This is a genomic window from Aquisphaera insulae, assembly GCF_011064615.1.
Taxonomy (GTDB): Bacteria; Planctomycetota; Planctomycetia; order Isosphaerales; family Isosphaeraceae; genus Aquisphaera; species Aquisphaera insulae.
Map to the genome: position 1 here is coordinate 95,684 of NZ_JAALJH010000021.1, position 16,256 is coordinate 111,939.

The window sequence follows — 16,256 nt, forward strand, 5'->3', positions numbered from 1 at the left end:
CCTGCTCGACGTGCAACTTCGCTCGACTTCCACTTGTGGGTAAAGAAGAGTTTGTAGAGGAGACAACCGGACTCGCCTCCCCTGGTTCGAGGGGGATTTCAGGGAGGCTCCGTATCAGGGCTTGGCGGCCTCGTCGGCCGCCTTGGACTTCGCCCCTTCGCCAGCGGTCTTGGCGGATTTCTCCTCGGCCAGGCGGCGGTAGTAGCGTTCGAGGACGGTGCGGTACTCGGGCGGGAAGCCCTCGCTCATGGACTGGAGGATGCGGTCGCGCTCGCGGTCGGAGAGCTTGCCCCAGCCCTTGCCGCCGTCGTTCGGGTCGGTCAGGTCGCCGATGCCGCCGGTGCCCCGGCTGATCGTCGAGTCCTTCATCCCGTTCATCGGCCGGTTCCGCTTGAGGCCGTTCTTGCACGCCTGGCACTGCTTCTCGAGCTGGGCGATCAGCTCGTCGAGGTCGCGGACGATCGCCTTCTGCTCGCCCTGGACCGGGTCGCCGGTCTGCTTCTTGCCCAGCGAGTCGACCACCCCCCCCATCTTGGAGGCGATCTCGTCCGGCTTGACGTCCTCGGCGGTCGCGAGGGACGCGCCAAGGAGGCCCGTCAGAAGGGCCGCGGTCCCGAAGATACGGCGGTCTCGGCTCATGGTTCCCTCATGGGCTGGAGGAATGGAAACGCGTTCGCTCGATCCGGTCGGACATCATGGCTGTTCGATGCGTTCCGCGATCCTGGCCAGGTTCTCGCGGAGGTCTTCCTGGGTCGCCTCCAACGCCTCGATCTCGCGGCGGAGGGCCGGCGTGAGCGTGGCGGACGGGGCGGGGACTGGGGCGGTGCGCGTCTTGTCGACGCCCACGGTGTCGTCGTTCAGGCGGGCCTGGAGGAGGCGGATGGTCTTCAGCTCGGCGATCAGCCGGTTCAGCTCACGCTCGCGCTCCGAGAGGTCCGAGGGCAACGGCGCGTTGGCGGGGGGTGGAGTCGTCGGGGGGAGCCGGCGGACGGCCTGGAGCAGGCCGAGCAGGTCCTCCTCGATCCGCTTCTCCATCGCGACGGTCTGGGGCGAGGCGTCCGTCTCCTTGAGCCGGCCCTCGACCTCGCGCATCTCCCGCCCGAAGACCTTCAGGGCCGTGGGCAGCGCGATGCCGAACTCGGTCTCCTCGACCAGGGCCAGGAGCTGCTCGGTGCGGCCGGCCAGCTCGCCCTCCTTCTGGGCGAGCCCGGCCATGGCGATCGAGGCGGGGCGGGACTTCTTGGCGAGCATCGGGGCCTGGGCCTCGGTGTTCTCGCGGATGTACGCCTGGGCCTCGTGCATCTCGGTCAGCTCGGCGATGAGCCGGGTGTAGAGCTCGGTCCGGAGCTGGACCAGGAGCTTCTCCGTGGCCTTGGCGAGTTCCTCGCCGGACCTGGTGAGGATGTCGAGCGCCTCGGACTGCTCGGACGCGGCGGGGTCGGCGGCGGTCTTCGCCAGGTTCTTCTCGGCGTCCTGCATCGAGCCGCCGGCCCGGATCAGGTCCTTCTGGAGGGCCACGCCGGCGTCTCCCAGGCGGGCCGACGCGGCGGCGAGGGCCTCGGCGGCCTTGCGGGTCGTCTGCTGGCCGGCCTCGTGCTTGCCGAACTCGCCCTTGGCGAGGTCGCGCGTCGCGGCGGCGGAGCGGCCGTCCAGCGACTTGAGCTCCTCGCGGAGGATGGCCTCGGCCTTCTCCTCGGGGGCGACGGCCCCGGCCAGGTCCTTGCCGGCCTGGCCGAGCTCCTCCGCCGCCTCCTTCAGGGGGACCTCGGCCTTCCGCAGTTGCGACGGCTGATAGTCGGCGAAGACGGGGTCGCCGGCGAGCGCCGTCGTCGCCTTCGTGATCGCCGCCTCGCGGTCGCGGAGGGCGGCCCGGGCGGCCTTGTGATCGCCGTCCTTCTTCGCGGCGAGTGCCCGGGTGTCGTCCAGCAGCCTCTTCTGGTCGCGGGCCAGCGACTCCAGGTCGGGGCGGCGGGCGGCCAGTTTCTCGCCGGACCGCCGCTGGTCGATGGCGAATCGGGACCATCCCAGCTCGCGCCGCTCGTCCTTGACGATCCGCTCGAGCTGGCCGAGGGTCTCGCGCATCTGCCGGAGCCGCGCGAGCTTGAGCTGGAAGTCGAGATCCTCGGCGAGGAGGACGTTGCGGAGGTGCTCGAGCTTGGCCAGGAGCTCCTTGATCTCCGTCTCCGCCTTGGAGAGCTGGGCGCCCTTGAGCATCTTGTGCGCGTCGCGCATCTGCTCGAGGATCAGCTCCTCGCGGGAGAACTTGAGGGCCAGCCGGAGCCGAGAGGCGTTCTCCGGCTCGAGCCCGCGGAGGGCCTCGGAGAGGCGGAACATCCGCTCCTCCAGCTCGGTCATCTGGGCCGCGGCGTTCTCCTGGGTGAAGCCGATGGTATCCCCGGCGGGGACGGCCGGCCTGTCCGGCTTCTTGGCGGCGTCCTTGTCCTTGCCCTCGGCCTCCTTGGCGGCCGGCTTGTCGTCGTCGAAGAGGCCCTTCGCCGGGTCCTGCGCGCGGGCCCACTCCCCGGGTGGCGCGAGGAACAGGGTCGCGAGCAGCCCGGCGAGGCCGGTCGCCCGGCGTCGGGCATGCGGTCTAGGGCTTGACCTCATCGAACACCTCCTTCGTGCGGGTTTCCCGGGCGTCCTCGGTGTCTTTGAGCACCTTCTGCTGGATCTTGATGACCTCGGCGACCTGGTTGACCACGTCGACGAAGCTCTCCCACTGCGACATCTGCTCGAGGATCGTCTTCATCCTCGCCACGACCTCGCCGTGCAGTCGGCGCGCCTTCTCGACGTCGGATTGGACCCGAGTCCCGCCGCCGAGCGCCTGGAGGACGCCGCGGAGCTCGGCGACCGGCCCGGCATTGAGCTCGCGGATCGGGTCGATGATCCCGTCCTGGAGCAGGCGGTGCGACTTGGGGGAGCCCACCTCGTTCAGCTTCATCTCCTGGAGCGTGTCGGCGATCCGGCCGGCGACCTGGTCGAGCTGGCGGCTGGACGTATGCAGGGCGCGGAGGACGTTCATGTAATCCTCCGACGACGTGTTGCTGGCCAGGACCGGTGCCTGCTTCTCCGTGGCCTCGACGGTCGCCAGGAACCTGGATCGCTCGGCCCGCTGGCGGATGAGGATCTCGTAGAAGAGCTCGTCGGCCGAGACCACCTGGAGGTGGACGACGCCGGAGCGGCCGACCTGGGCCCCCCGGGCGCAGCGGTCCTCGACCTCGGCCTGGATCCGGAGGACGGTGCCGATCGGCGGCGGGCTGGGCTGGAGGTCGAGGTCGTGCCGCGCCTGGTGGTCGAGGACGGCCTTGCCGCCGGCGGGCAACGGGAGGGGGACGGTCTGCTTCGAGACGACGGGCTCGGCCTTGCCCTCGGCGTGGCTCGTCCGCTCGACCTGGAGGCGGGTGGACGCGAGGCCCAGGTCGTCGGTGGCGGCCATGGCCAGCGGGATCGTGGCGACGGGCGTGACATGGGCGCCGACCCCCTGGGCGCGGAGCGTCACGCGCGGCACCCGGTCCTTGAGCAGGCCGAGCGAGAGGAACGTCGGCCGGGAGGCGAGCCCGGTCCCGCTCGAGGTGAGCTGGATCTCCAGCGTGGTCGCCTCGCGGAGCGTCCAGCGGGCGGCGAAGGACTTCGGGTCGACGCGCTCGAGCGCGGGGGGCTCGCCCGGATGCACGTCCAGGCGGGTGCGGTCGATCGGCTCGGAGCCGACCAGGGTCATCTCGACCTCGGTGTCGGGCAGGAAGAGGAGCGACTCCGCGGGGTCCTCGACCGCGCGGAACTCCCCCTTCGCGGCGCCCGGGTCGCGGACTCGGAGCCGGGTCGCCTGCAGGGTCGGCCGGTCGGCCCGCTCGATCCGGATCGGCCCGAGCCAGTCGTCGCCCCCGGTGAGCTCGAAGGTCGAGGAGTCGGATGAGGGCGGCAGCTCGTGGCGGAAGACGCCCGGGGCGACGGCGGTCATCACGGCGTCGCGGACGGCCCCCTCGGCGGTCCGCTCGCGGAGCCGGACCGACGGCGGGACCACGGGGGGCCCGGGCTTCTTCCGCATCGAGAACGGCTCGCCCCGGTCCGGCAGGACCCAGCGATCGTCCCGCGGCCGGAGGTCGGGCAGGTCGGCCCGGACCTCCACCGCGAACGGCTCGTCGCGCGGGGCCAGCAGGGACCCGTCGTCGCCCACCCCTGTCAGCGTCAAATAGGTCCCCTGCGGCCAACGCTCGTCCGACCCTCTGAGCCATCGCGCCAGGCTGAGCCGCGCCGCCGACGGGGCGATCAGTGCGAAGGCGACGGGGATCGCCAGGGCTCCGAGGAACAGCAGCCCGCGGCCCGCCGTCCGGGCCCAGTTCCACCGCGTCTGGCGGTCGGCGGCGGCCAGGGACTCCAGGGCGCGCCGGACGGCCAGGCGGACCAACGCCGGCGACTCGGCCGTCTTCTCCTGGCGGAGCAGGCCGGGGAGCTGGAGCACGTCGGCGACCTGCTGGCCAATCCCCGGACGGACCCGGTCGAGGGTCATCGCCAGCGAGAGGTCGTCGAGCGTCGCGGCGCGGAACCGGGGGACCAGCCGGATCGCCAGGGCGATGGCCAGCCCGGCCAGGGTGACGCCCAGCAGGACCTGGCGGGACGAGAGGCCGAGCCGCAGCCAGTAGTCGAGCGCCACGAGGACGGCGCCCAGGGCGACGATCGCGGCCGCGGCGTCGAGGGCGAACTCGAGGGCCATCTCGAACCCCAAAGCCCGGCGTTTCCGCGAGAGCCAGGCACGCAGCCGCGCCTGCTCCTCGCGGAGCGAGTCGGGTTCGACGGTGAGGGTCTCGGGCTCGGTGGTCACGTACGGCCTCTCGGGGGCTGGACGATCGGACGACTCAGACCATGCGGAAGATTTTGCGCGAAATCCACTCGGCCGTCAGGCCCAGGATGATGGTCGCATAAAGAATGGGGGCGTCCCAGAGCTCGTCGCGCTGCTCGACGGTCCGGGTGACCTCGCGCATCGCGATCGACTCGTCGAGCTTGCCGGCCTCGGAGACGTCCAGGACCCGGCCTCCGGTCAGCCGGGCGAGGTCGGCCAGCAGGGCGCGGTTCAGCGACGGCTCGTCGAGCTCCCGGCGCGGCGGCTCGACCCGGAAATTGGTCGTCGAGACCCTGGTCGTCGCCCCGGCGTCGGCGCCCGTCGCGGGGGTGATGCGGAGCGTGTAGCCGCCGGCGCGCTCGGCCGGGAAGCTGGCCGTGAGCGAGGCCGGGTCGTCGGGGACACGCTCGAAGACCAGCGGCTCCGGGGCCTGGCCGTCGGGCTCCACCTCGGCCGCCAGGCCGGAGGCCTCGGCCACCGCGGCGGCCTCGGTGAACCGGACGCCGATCTGCACCCTGTCCCCCACCCGGTACGCCGTCTTGCCCAGGCTGACCAGGAACGGGAACCGGCCGCCGAGGGCCTTGTTCCGCCCCACCCGGTCCACCAGGCGGGCCCAGAAGCCGTCGAAGTAGTCCTCGGCGAGGTACCTCCAGCGGTAGGTGCTGTCGAACCCGATGAAGACCGTGCGCCCCGGGCCGTAGAGCTGGGAGGCCAGCAGGACGTGCCGGCCGTACTGGTTCTGCATCCGGGGGTCGCCGTGCCGGGCCAGCACCGTGGCGCCGGGCCGGGCCCGGGTCACCGGGAAGCTCCAGTACATGCCGGGGAGGCTCGTCAGGATCGTCCGGTTGCGGATCGGGTCGGGGTGGAACTCGAAGATCGGGTCGCCCCGACCCTCGGGCGTCAGCTCGAGGGCGTAGGTCGACTGGGTGGCCAGGCGGACCTCGGCCTCGGTGCGGAAGAGCCCCGGCTCGCGGACGACCGGCAGGATCCGCGTCCACCGCCCCGACTCCGTGGTGCCGCCGGACTCCGCGTCGAAGAGCTGCTGCGAGTACAGCTCGCCGGGCATGTAGATCAGGCCGCCGCCATCCTTGCCCACGAAGTTGGCGATCAGCTCCGGCCAGGCGGGGCCGAGGGCCTGCATGTCGGGATCGATCAGGATCAGGGCGTCGTAGCGGGCCAGCTCCTCGGCGTCGCCGGGCAGCCGGGAGATCGGCTTGTCGCCCGGCTGGCGGTAGCCGGGGTCGGCGTGCTGGAGCCAGGCGGCGAAGGCCACGTGCTGGTCGCGCTGGAGGGCGTTGCGGAGGAACTGCATCTCGGGCGAAGGGGACCCGGCGATCATCAGGACGCGGATCTGCTGGCGGACGACGCGGACCATGGCGGTCGCGACGTTGTCGTCCCGCGTCAACTCCGGCCCGGCGTCCTCGACCCGGGCGCGATACTCGTACTGGCCGATCACCTTGGGCACGATCCGGAAGGAGGTCCGCTTCTGGATCCCGTCGTCGCCCAACGGTATCCGCTGGCTGGCCACCTGCTGCCAGTCGGCGCCGTTGACCCGCTGCTCCAGGACGAGGTCGGCGTCGGCCTCCTTCAGCCCCCGTGCCTCGACGATGACGGACAGGGTCATCGGGTCGGTGGCGAAGACGACCGGGCTGGCGACGACCTCGACGACCCGGACGTTGCGCGGGCCCTCCTCGCCGCCGGAGGCGATCGGGAAGATCGGGACGTTCAGCCTGGCCAGCGACTCCGCCACGCGCAGCGGGTCCTCACCCGCGTTCGAGCGGCCGTCGGAGACGAGCGCGATCCCCGCCACCGGCCGGCCCCGGTGGACCGCCAGCACGCCCCGCAGGGCGTCGCCGAGCGGGGAGATCGACCGCCGGGGCTGGATCTCCTCCAGGGGCTTGGCGCGGGCCGGGCCGGCCGTCACGGCCTTCGAGGCCGATTCCAGGTCGAAGAACGACACGTCGCGACCCTTGCCCAGGTCGTCCAGGTGGGCGGAGATCGCCTTCTTCGCGAGGTCCAGCCGGGGCGTCTCCCGGAGCCGGTCCACCGGCGACTTGCCCCCCTCGCCCTCGATCTTCAGGGCCGCCGCGGTCGCGGCCGCGCGGGTCTCGTCGGTGTAGGGGTCGGAGAACCGCATGCTCTCCGAGTCGTCGACGATGATCGGCAATTGCGATCGGACCGTCTCGCGGTGCGACGTGACCAGGACCGGCTCGACTAGCATGATCCCGGCCGCCAGGAGCACGAGGGCCCGCAGCGCCGCCAGCCAGGCCCGCCTGGGGCCGGACAGCTCCCGCTTCTCACGCCGGGGGAGCCACCAGAGCAGGGCGAAGGCGGCGACCGCCGCCGCGATGATCAGGAGGGCTAACCCCCCGCCGGGCAGCGCGGTCAGCTCCAGGTGCGTGCTCTCGCCCGACGGCACGTCGCCCGGCGACCGAGGCTCGAGGCCCAGGAGTAGCTGCCAGATCCGGTTCATGACGCACCGTCGGGACGAAGAGGAGTCGGTTTCGTCTTCATCGCGAGCGCCCCACCCACGCGGCCAGGATCGGCTCGAAGATCAGGAGGGCCAGCAGGACCCAGGCCATCTCGTGCCAGACCTCCCGGCCGGTCGCCGAGAAGGCGTCGCGACCGTCGCCCCGGGCCGCGGCGACCTCGACCTTCAGCGGGGCGAGCAGCCCCTTCAGGTCGGCCGCCGCGATCCGATCGAGCTCGCTCTCCCGGGCGTCGGGGTTGGAGGCGAAGACGTCCTGCTGCGTCCCGAGCGGCCCCTCGTCCCACGACACCCGATAGAGCCCGGCCCTGCGGGTGTCGGGGACGGTGATCTCCCAGGCCGGCGTCGCGTCGCCGGAGGCCCTGTCCTCGGCCGAGCCCGAGGTCAGCGACCTCGGCTCGCCGCCGCCCGGCGGGGTGAGCCGGACGCTCGTGAGCTGGTGGCTCGAGTGGACGATCCGGGTCGGCCGCTCGCCCGCGGTGACGGTGTGCGCGAACGACGTCGGCCGGGCCGTCCCCCGCACCGCCTCGCGGATCGCCAGCACGAAGCTGGGCTCGATCGGCCAGTCGGTGTCGGCGCGGTCGGCGGTGGTCGTCCAGAGGAGGACGCGGCCCTCGCCGACGACCCGCTCGACCACGGCGGGCGACCGCGCCGGGTCGTTCCAGCGGGCGAGCACACGGACCGCGCCCGGCTCGCCGGACGGCTCCTCGACGCCCATGATCCGGCGGACGGACACCCGCTCGAGCGCCGAGGGCCGGAGCTCCAGCAGCCTCTCGATCGGCGACGGCCGGACGTCCTCGACGGTCAGCCCGCGGATCGCCTCGTCCGCCTGCGCCTTGAGGCAGACCGGCAGGAGCGGCTCGCCCGACCGGTAGAGCCGCTGGTTGTACAACGCCGTGTCCAGCCTCCCCCCCGTGAAGACCATCAGCCCCATCCCGCCGCGGACGAGCTGGGCGAGCTTCCTTGCCTGCTCCTCCGTGGGCGACGAGACGTTGGCCAGGACGAGCACGTCCGCGGGCTCGAGACGGGGATTGAGGAAATTCTCCTCCTGGACGGTCTCGATGCGCCAGGCCTCCGCGTCGCCGACGCCGATCGAGAGGGGCGCCGCGAGGTAGTCGACCTCCGACCCGAACGGCTCGGACGAGGGCTCGCCGTCCACCAGGCGGATCAGGAGCGAGTCCTTCACGGGGACCGCCGCCCAGATCTGGTTGTCGCCGGCGAGCTCGTCCTCGGGCAGTTGCAGCGAGATGTCGTGCATCCCCTGCGAGGGGAACCGGGCGGTGATCGGGACGCGCATCACATGGTGCGGCGGGATCTCGGGCAGGGGCACCTCGGTCGGCCGGTCGTCGATGCGGAGGATCGCCTTGGCGCGGCTGAGGACCCGGGGGGAGTCGTTGCGGACCGTCGCCTCCCAGTGGGTCTCGGCGCCGGCGAGGATCGCGCGGTCGAGGGGGATGAGAGCCTGAAGAGCGACGTTATCGGCCTGGTCGCCGCCGACGTCGACCACGCGGACTCGCACCCCTTGCTCCTGCCACCGGCGGGCCACCTCGCCGACGGAGGCGTCCCAGCCCGACTTGCGGAGATCGGTGACGATCGTGAGGTTCCGCATCGGGTAGGTGCAGGACTGGACCACCTCGTCCACGCCGGCCAGGACCGTCGGCCAGGCGGCGTGCGTGTCCGAGAGCGGCAACGCCAGGGCGTCCCCCGAGAGCTCCTCCCGCCGCGTGCCCTCGACCTCAAGGAAGACCGGCGTGCGCGGGGCCGAGGCGGCGACGAGGGTGCAGCGGTCCTGAGGGTTCGCCGCGCCGAGGACGGCCCCGGCGGCCTCGCGGGCGCGATGGAACGCGGGAGGGCCGCCGCCGGCGTAGCCCATGCTCAGCGAGTCGTCGACCAGGACGATCTGGCTGGTCCGCCCGCCGCCGATCAGCCACGTCTCGAGGCCGGTCGGGTTCAGCACCGGGCGGGCCAGGAACAGGAACAGGAGGACCGGCAACGCGATCCGAAGGAGCAGCAGGAGCAGCTCCTCGATCTGGATCCGCCGCCGGTTGCGCCGGATCGTTAGCTTGAGGTGGCGCATCGGCGCCCACTCCACCACGCGGAACCGGCGGCGGTTCAGCAGGTGAATGATGATGGGGATGGCCCCCAGGAGGGTCCCCCAGACCAGGAGTGGGCTCAGCAGGCTCAGCATGGTTCAGTATCGCCCGCCCGGGTTGTGGGCCGAGTCCTCGCGGGAGCGGAGGAAGCGGGCGAGCGAGTCGCCCAGGTGGTCGTCGGTGCAGAGGGCGACGTGGTCGTAGCCCCGGGCGCCGCACTCCCGGCGGACCTCCGCCAGGAACTCGCGGATCGCCCCCTGATACGCCTTCCGGAAGGCGCCGGGCTCGGCGAAGACCTGCTCGTCCCCCTCGATGTCCTTGAAGACGGTCGGGCCGTCGAAGGGGAGCTCCAGCTCGTCGCGGTCGAGCACCTGCATGACGAGCACTTCGTGGCCGAGGAAGCGGAGCCGGTCCAGGCCGTCGAAGACCGGCTCCAGGTCGGTGAACAGGTCGGAGACGACCACCAGGAACCCCCGCCGCCGGATCCGGTCGGTGAGCGACCGGAGCAGGCCGCCGAGCTCGGTCTTGCGGGCCGGGGTGCACTTCTGGAGGATCTGCGACATCACGCTCACCTGAGCCTGGGTCGCGCTCGGCGGCAGGAGCTGCCCGGCCTCCTCGTCGAACAGGACGAGGCCGACGGGGTCCTGCTGGCGGGACAGGAGCATCGCCAGGGAGACGACCAGGGTCGAGGCGTAGTCGAACTTGGCGAGCGCCGCTCGCGAGCCCTTGTAGTTCATCGACGCGCTGGCATCGACGACGAAGGTCACGCGGACGTTGCTCTCCTCCTCGTACTGCTTGATGTAGTGCCGGTCGGACCGGGCGAAGACGCGCCAGTCGAGCCGGCGGAGGTCGTCGCCGGGCGTGTACTCTCGGTAGGAGGCGAACTCGATGTTGAAGCCGTGGAACGGGCTGCGGTGCTGCCCGCTGATCGCCCCCTCGGCCAGCCGGCGCGACCGGAGGGTGAGGTCGGCGATCTGGGCGATGACGTCAGGATCGGAATACGTTCGCGACGTCGCCATCGGCCGCCCCCTTCCGCACGGGGATGTCCTCGAGGAGCCGCCCGACGATCGTGTCGCTCGTCTGGCCGGCGGCCTGCGCGTTGTAGTTCAGGACGACCCGGTGCCGCAGCACCGGCCGGGCCATGGCCCGGATGTCCTCGACGCCCACGCTGGGACGCCCGGCGAGCGCCGCGCGGGCCTTGGCCGCGACGATCAGGGACTGCCCGGCCCGGGGGCCCGCGCCCCACGAGATCCAGTCGGAGATGTACTTGGGGCTGTTCGGCTCCTTGCCACGAGTCGCCCGGACCAGGTCCATCGCGTAGTCGATGCAGTAATCCGAGACGGGCACGCGCCGGACGATCTTCTGGAGGGCGGCGATCCGCTCCCCGGTGATCAGCGGCGTGAGATCCTCGAGGTCCAGGCCGGTGGTGAGCCGGTAGATCCTCCGCTCCTCGTCGGGCGTCGGGTAGTGGATGAAGATCTTGAAGAGGAAGCGGTCGAGCTGGGCCTCGGGCAGGGGATACGTCCCCTCCTGCTCGATCGGGTTCTGGGTCGCGAGCACGAAGAAGGGCTCGGGCAGCCGGTGCTTGTGGCCGCCGGCCGTCACCTGACGCTCCTGCATGGCCTCCAGCAGCGCGGCCTGGGTCTTGGGGGGCGTGCGGTTGATCTCGTCGGCGAGGACGAGGTTCGCGAACAGGGGCCCTTTCACGAACCGCAGCTCCCTCGCCCCCGACTCTCGATCCTCGTACAACACCTCGGTTCCGGTGATGTCGCTGGGCATCAGGTCGGGCGTGAACTGAATCCGGCTGAAATCCAGCGAGAGGGACTGCGCCAGCGAGTGGACCATCAGGGTCTTGGCCAGCCCGGGCACGCCCTCCAGGATGCAGTGGCCGCGGGCGAAGACGGCGATCAGGAGCTGGTCGACGACCTCGTCCTGGCCGATGATCTGCCTGGCCATCTGCTGGCGGATCTGGCCGTGGACGGACCGAAGCTCTTCCAGCTCGGTCACGTCGGGCTCGGCTACGGTTGCGGTACTCAACGTCGCGTCCCTCTTCTCTTGTCGCGGGTTCACCGCTGGAACACGGGGAGGTACTTGAACGGAAGCTGAAGGATGATCACGGCGATCGAGGTGCCGTAGACCTGGCCGATCCCGTCGCCGCTCCAGGATCCGTCGCCGGCTTGCATGGACAGGAGCTGGTCGCGGGTCTTCGGGAAGTAGGCGTCCCAGTAGGTGTCGCCGGCCATGTAGAAGCCCTGCGACGCATAGAGGTGCGCGTAGTAGTCGTGGGCCCCGCCCTTGCTCCACTCCTCGCGGGCGCGGAACTGGTCCCAGACGTACTTCAGGCAGTCGGTGGCGATCGGGCTGTCGAATTGCCCGGCGTTGTACAGCGTGGCGACGGCCGCCGCCGAGATCGGCAGCCTGGGGCCGCCGCCGGAGAGGAGCGAGTAGCGGATCCCCCCTTCGGGGGTCCGGCACTTCTCCAGGTAGTCCGCGGCGGAGTCGATGACCGCCTTGGGGACGAGGAATCCCGCGTTCTGTGCGGCCCGCAACGCCTGGACCTGCGTGACGGTGACCGAGCCCTCGTCGCCGGTCCCGGGGACATAGGTCCACCCCCCCGCATTGCTCTGGCCCTGGCTGGTCAGCGTGACGGCCTTGCGGATCGCGTCGGCGACCTGGTTGCGGAGCGAGGCCTTCGTGATCGTCCCGTACGCGCAGGCGAGGAACATGAGGGCGAAGCCGTGGCCGTGCATCGGCTGACCGCTGTCCTGCGCGGGCCCGGTGATCAGGCCTGTCGCCGTGCTGCACCGGACGAGGAACTCGACTGCGCCCTGCACGGCCTTGGAGTACTTGCCCCTGGTGGGGGAGTTCCCGTGGGCGAGGAACGCCGTCCCGGCCAGGCCGGTCATTGCGACCGGATAGGCCTGCCCGCCGCCGGTGATCCAGGAGCCGTCCTCGGCCTGGGCCCCGGACAGGTAGTCCAGGCCCTTGATCACCGCCCGGAGCGCCTCCGGCGTGATGTGCTTGGGCAGGACCTCCTTCTCCTGGCCGAAAGCCGTCCGCGTGCGGGCGACCGAGGCGGCGGCCCCGGCGAGGAGGCCCAGGCCGCATCCCCCGAGGAAGTCGCGCCGGCGGAGTGGGAACGACGTCGACGTCATTCCGCCCCCCCCTTCCCGAGCTTCACCGGCCCGGCCAGGTCGAACCGCACGTGGAGCTCGACCCGCACGGGGATCTCCTGGAACCGCGACGACTCGAGCCGCTTGCGGGGCACCTCCTCGTCGTTCGAGGAGGGCATGACGCCGTAGTAGAGCGCCAATGCCCCGGCGGGCGGCTTCTCGCCGGAGACCAGCACCTCGCGGATCCCGGCGATGCGACCGAGCTCGACCCCGCTGAGCTTGGCCAGCCGCCCCGCCTTGGTACGGGCGTCGGTGATCGCCTCGCCGTAGGCCTTTTCCTGGAGCGACTCGTAGTCGTCCAGGATGAACCGGACGAGCTTGCTCCCCTCGTTGTTATACCGGTAGTAGTACGGCATGGAGTCGCCGCCGCCTCCCACCTTCCCCCCGGCGTCCTGGGCCACGTCCAGGAGCTTGGCCACGAGCTGGAGCAGAGCCTCCTCGTCCATCGGGCGGATGTCCGAGACGCTGACCACGAGCTTCCGCCGGAGCTGGACCTCGACCTTCCCCTTCCGTGCGGGGGGCGTGTCCATGTAGTACGGGTTGTACGCCTGCCCCTTCTGGTCGACGAGCAGGCCGCGCTCCTCCACCGTCACGTTCTTCATCTTGAGGGTGGCGAAGGCGTCCTGGAGCCGCTTCTTGGCGTCCCGGTACTTCACGATGGCGTCGGCGCTCAATTCCGAGGAGGCCGAGACCTCCAGGTCGATCTCCAGCCGGTTAGGCCTCGCGACGGCGGTGCCCTTGCCGATCACGGCGAAGCCGTCGATGTTCGCCTGCGCGTTGGCCGTCCCCTCCGCGAGCTGTCCCCGGGCGGGGGCCGCGGCGACGGCGAGGGCGATCGCCCCGGAGACGACGATCGCCATGTCCGATCTACTCATTCGGCCCCCCATTGCTCGGTGACCCCGTCCCGTCGCGGGCAATCTTCTCGGCCCCGGCGGGCCGGCGCGGATAGGCCGAGATCGTGCGGTTGCTGATCGCCAGCAACAAGCGGTCGGTCAGGATCAGGTCGCCTCCCTCGGCGCCGGTGTCCTGCCCCCGGAAGATCCGCCGGATCCGGCCGGTCTGCGGGTCGACCTCGAAGATCCCCCGCGGAGTGAGCTGCCACAGCCCGTCGCGTCGCACGAGCAGGCGCCCGTCGGAGCATCCCCCCGGCAGGGGTGCCGACCATCGCAGCGAGCGCCCCTTGAGGTCCAGCGCCGCGAGCTCCGGCCCGCCCAGGTACAGCGTCGCGTCGTCCACCCCCAGCAGCCGCGCCGACTTCGCGATCGGGCGCTCCCACGCGACCTTCATCCGATCTGGGTCGATCGCGCAGATGCGATCCGACTTGAGCCCCTTGATGAGCACCAGGTCGCCCAGGAGGAGCGGATCGCTGCACGCCGTTGACGGGGCCGCCTGGGGCATCTCGTCGAAGATGACGATGAAGCGGCTCTGCGACTGGGTTGGGTCGGTCGGATATCCGTAGCCCCAGTCCACCGCCCCGGATTCGGCGTCGAGCCGGGCGAGGAGCCCGTTGTGCGTGTCCACGTAGACCGAACCCGCGCGGTAGAGGAGCCGGGGCTGGGGATTGGTCTCTCGCGGGCCGTAGTACCAGTAGTAGCGCTCGCCCTCGCGGAAGATCCCGACCTCCGTTTTCCAGAGTAGCTTGCCGTCGTGCGGGCGGATCGCCAGGACGTACTGGCGCGGCTGGCCGTCCTGCCCGCCGCCGCCTCCGTACATCGAGCCCATCGAGGTCGAGGACTTGCCGGCGATGAACAGGGTGTCCCTGGTGAGGAGGGGCGGGCCCACGAAGTCGATCCCGGAATAGTCGGACAGATCCGACGATTGCCACACAACCTCCCCGTTCTCCGCCCGTCGGCAGGCCAGCCGGAATTCGGCCTGGTAGTTCGGGTCCTTGAGGTCGCGGCCGAGGCTCCAGACGCGGCCTCGGCCGGCGAGGATGGCGAACCGGTTCGTCTCGATCATCTGGGACTGGCCCTGCGTCGTGGCCTGTTCCAGGTTGTGGAACGACGCGGATCGCCAGAGCAGCTTGCCGCTGGCCAGGTCGACGGCGAACACGTGGCCGAGGTAGTTCGCGAAGAGCGTCTGCCCCTCGACCGCCGTCGCCGGCACGGCGCCGCTGAAGGACGTCGCCTCCCACTGGGACAGCTCCACGGGGGTCATCCCGGCGGTGACCGAGGCCGCGAACCGAACCTGCCAGGCCGTGGCCACCGTCTCGGCGAGCTCCGGTGCCGGGCCTCCGCCCGCGGGGTCAGCCGACCGGGCCTCGCTGGCGGGCAGGGATTCCGCGGCGATGCGCCTGAGATGCTCGCCCGCCTTCGCCTTCTTGCCCCCGATCGTGACGACCTCATCGGCGACGCGCTCCCCCGACTCCGATCGGAGGGCATCCAGCTCTGACCGTCGCCCGGCCCTCGCCAGGGCCAGGGCGGCCTTGACCGTCGTCAGGGCCGGCGAGAGCTCCGAGTCGGGACGTTCCCGGAGGATGGCCAGCCAGCAGTCGGCGGCGCGATCGAACTGCCCCTGCTCGAAGTACAGGTCGCCCAGGCGATCCGCCGCGTTATCCCCGACCGAGGTGAGGAAGTACGACGAGAAGAGCCTCTCGAGCGTGGCCTGCTCGGTCGCTCCTTCCGCCTGGTCCAGCAGCTTCTTCGCGTCCGAGTCGTAGAAGAGCCGGTATGCCGCCTGCCCCTCGGTCGAGAGGCCGGCGAGGACCGAACGACGCTTCTGGCCCACGGGGATGATGAAGCCGTTCGCCCCGTCGACGAACCGCGGGGCCTGGGCTTCGGGGATGGCGTAGAGCGCCTTGGTCGCTCTTTCCCAGGCCGCCCGCCGCGCGAACCTCTCGAAGTCGTCGAACGCTTCCTTCGTCTCGCTCGAGGCCGGCGGCATCTGCAGCGGCCTATCTGGGCGATCGTTGGACATCTTATCGGCCGCGCCGTCATCGGCGCCGGCGGACGACGCGATTAGCAGGCCGATGGTTGCGAATAGGCAGAACCGTGACACGTGGGCATGGTCCCGACGAAGGCTTCAGATGACCACAACCACCGTGCTCGACTCGTCAGGAAGCGGCGTGGTCCTGAAGTGTCCCACGGTTGTAATCGTTCCGATATCGATCGTGCAAACGAATTCTCTCACATTGCAGGACCGGGGAAGGAAGAGAGTCTTGGATGGTCACCGGGATCCTGGTGGGAATCACCAGGGCAAAGACACTTGAGCAGTGTTAGCACGGATCCCCATGGACGGTGCCTGTCGCTCAAGGAAAGCCCCGTCGCCGAGGCTGTTGCAACGCAGGCATGGATCCGGAGTTGAATGTCGGGACCGACCCAGCGTGATAATCCGTGATGCTTGATAGGGAGGTGCTGTGTCGCGGTGCCCCGCTCACGGCTCTCCTAAGATCGTCTGAATCCCGAAGAATCCTGTCCGGCAGGTCCCGAAGGAACGATGTCGCCTCGCAGACCATTTCGGTATCGGATCCGCCCTCGATCCGACTTGCCCGACCTGCCTCGGTCTCGCTAACGCGGGCGAGGCGAGCCGGAGCCCAAGCGACCGAGGACAGCAGAACCATCTCCAGCAGCTCGCGGCTCGAGGAGCCAAATCGATGCGATGCAGAGACTTGAGATCGTCGCGAGTCGTTTCGTCGAGGCCAGCAACCCGGGCTGGCGGTGGACTCG

General features: G+C 70.8%; 10 protein-coding genes. All 10 read right to left on the reverse strand.

Translation table 11 applies throughout. The annotated features are described in order from the left end of the window. Positions 1 to 114: 114 nt before the first annotated feature. From G6O54_RS14045 to G6O54_RS14090, 10 genes are read right to left on the reverse strand one after another with little or no spacing between them, the layout of a single operon-like run. Positions 115 to 639 (reverse strand): HMG-box domain-containing protein, encoded by a 525-nt coding sequence (locus G6O54_RS14045; RefSeq protein WP_165226271.1) that lies wholly within the window; start codon positions 637 to 639, stop codon positions 115 to 117. A 54-nt stretch (positions 640 to 693) separates the two neighbouring features. Beyond that, a complete protein-coding gene (locus G6O54_RS14050) occupies positions 694 to 2,607 on the reverse strand; it encodes a coiled-coil domain-containing protein (protein ID WP_165226272.1) in 1,914 nt (637 codons plus the stop codon). Beyond that, positions 2,591 to 4,819 (reverse strand): DUF4175 family protein, encoded by a 2,229-nt coding sequence (locus G6O54_RS14055; protein WP_165226273.1) that lies wholly within the window; start codon positions 4,817 to 4,819, stop codon positions 2,591 to 2,593. The genes G6O54_RS14050 and G6O54_RS14055 overlap by 17 nt, the downstream gene beginning before the upstream one ends. Before the next feature lie 34 nt (positions 4,820 to 4,853). Then, entirely contained in the window at positions 4,854 to 7,310 is a 2,457-nt protein-coding gene (locus G6O54_RS14060; RefSeq protein ID WP_165226274.1) for a VWA domain-containing protein, read from the reverse strand. A 37-nt stretch (positions 7,311 to 7,347) separates the two neighbouring features. After that, on the reverse strand, positions 7,348 to 9,513 hold the full coding sequence (locus G6O54_RS14065) for a BatA domain-containing protein (RefSeq protein ID WP_165226275.1): 2,166 nt from the start codon (positions 9,511 to 9,513) through the stop codon (positions 7,348 to 7,350). 3 nt (positions 9,514 to 9,516) lie between these two features. Beyond that, positions 9,517 to 10,437 (reverse strand): DUF58 domain-containing protein, encoded by a 921-nt coding sequence (locus G6O54_RS14070; RefSeq protein WP_165226276.1) that lies wholly within the window; start codon positions 10,435 to 10,437, stop codon positions 9,517 to 9,519. Further along, on the reverse strand, positions 10,406 to 11,455 hold the full coding sequence (locus tag G6O54_RS14075) for an AAA family ATPase (protein ID WP_165226277.1): 1,050 nt from the start codon (positions 11,453 to 11,455) through the stop codon (positions 10,406 to 10,408). Before G6O54_RS14075 ends, G6O54_RS14070 begins: the two co-directional genes overlap by 32 nt. 29 nt (positions 11,456 to 11,484) lie before the next feature. After that, complete coding sequence (locus G6O54_RS14080) at positions 11,485 to 12,573, reverse strand: prenyltransferase/squalene oxidase repeat-containing protein (RefSeq protein ID WP_165226278.1); 1,089 nt, start codon at positions 12,571 to 12,573, stop codon at positions 11,485 to 11,487. Further along, positions 12,570 to 13,466, reverse strand: coding sequence for an SIMPL domain-containing protein (locus G6O54_RS14085; RefSeq protein WP_165226279.1), 897 nt, complete (start codon positions 13,464 to 13,466; stop codon positions 12,570 to 12,572). The genes G6O54_RS14080 and G6O54_RS14085 overlap by 4 nt, the downstream gene beginning before the upstream one ends. After that, positions 13,459 to 15,474, reverse strand: a complete 2,016-nt coding sequence (locus tag G6O54_RS14090) for an outer membrane protein assembly factor BamB family protein (protein ID WP_250846882.1) — start codon at positions 15,472 to 15,474, stop codon at positions 13,459 to 13,461. The genes G6O54_RS14085 and G6O54_RS14090 overlap by 8 nt, the downstream gene beginning before the upstream one ends. Positions 15,475 to 16,256 lie beyond the last annotated feature (782 nt).

What these genes read in the sequence shown, in the direction of transcription:
- G6O54_RS14045 (WP_165226271.1), bottom strand. Translation starts at nt 639, where the DNA reads ATGAGCCGAGACCGCCGTATCTTCGGGACCGCGGCCCTTCTGACGGGC.
- G6O54_RS14070 (WP_165226276.1), bottom strand. Translation starts at nt 10,437, where the DNA reads ATGGCGACGTCGCGAACGTATTCCGATCCTGACGTCATCGCCCAGATC.
- G6O54_RS14085 (WP_165226279.1), bottom strand. Translation starts at nt 13,466, where the DNA reads ATGAGTAGATCGGACATGGCGATCGTCGTCTCCGGGGCGATCGCCCTC.
- G6O54_RS14050 (WP_165226272.1), bottom strand. Translation starts at nt 2,607, where the DNA reads ATGAGGTCAAGCCCTAGACCGCATGCCCGACGCCGGGCGACCGGCCTC.
- G6O54_RS14065 (WP_165226275.1), bottom strand. Translation starts at nt 9,513, where the DNA reads ATGCTGAGCCTGCTGAGCCCACTCCTGGTCTGGGGGACCCTCCTGGGG.
- G6O54_RS14060 (WP_165226274.1), bottom strand. Translation starts at nt 7,310, where the DNA reads ATGAACCGGATCTGGCAGCTACTCCTGGGCCTCGAGCCTCGGTCGCCG.
- G6O54_RS14090 (WP_250846882.1), bottom strand. Translation starts at nt 15,474, where the DNA reads ATGCCGCCGGCCTCGAGCGAGACGAAGGAAGCGTTCGACGACTTCGAG.
- G6O54_RS14080 (WP_165226278.1), bottom strand. Translation starts at nt 12,573, where the DNA reads ATGACGTCGACGTCGTTCCCACTCCGCCGGCGCGACTTCCTCGGGGGA.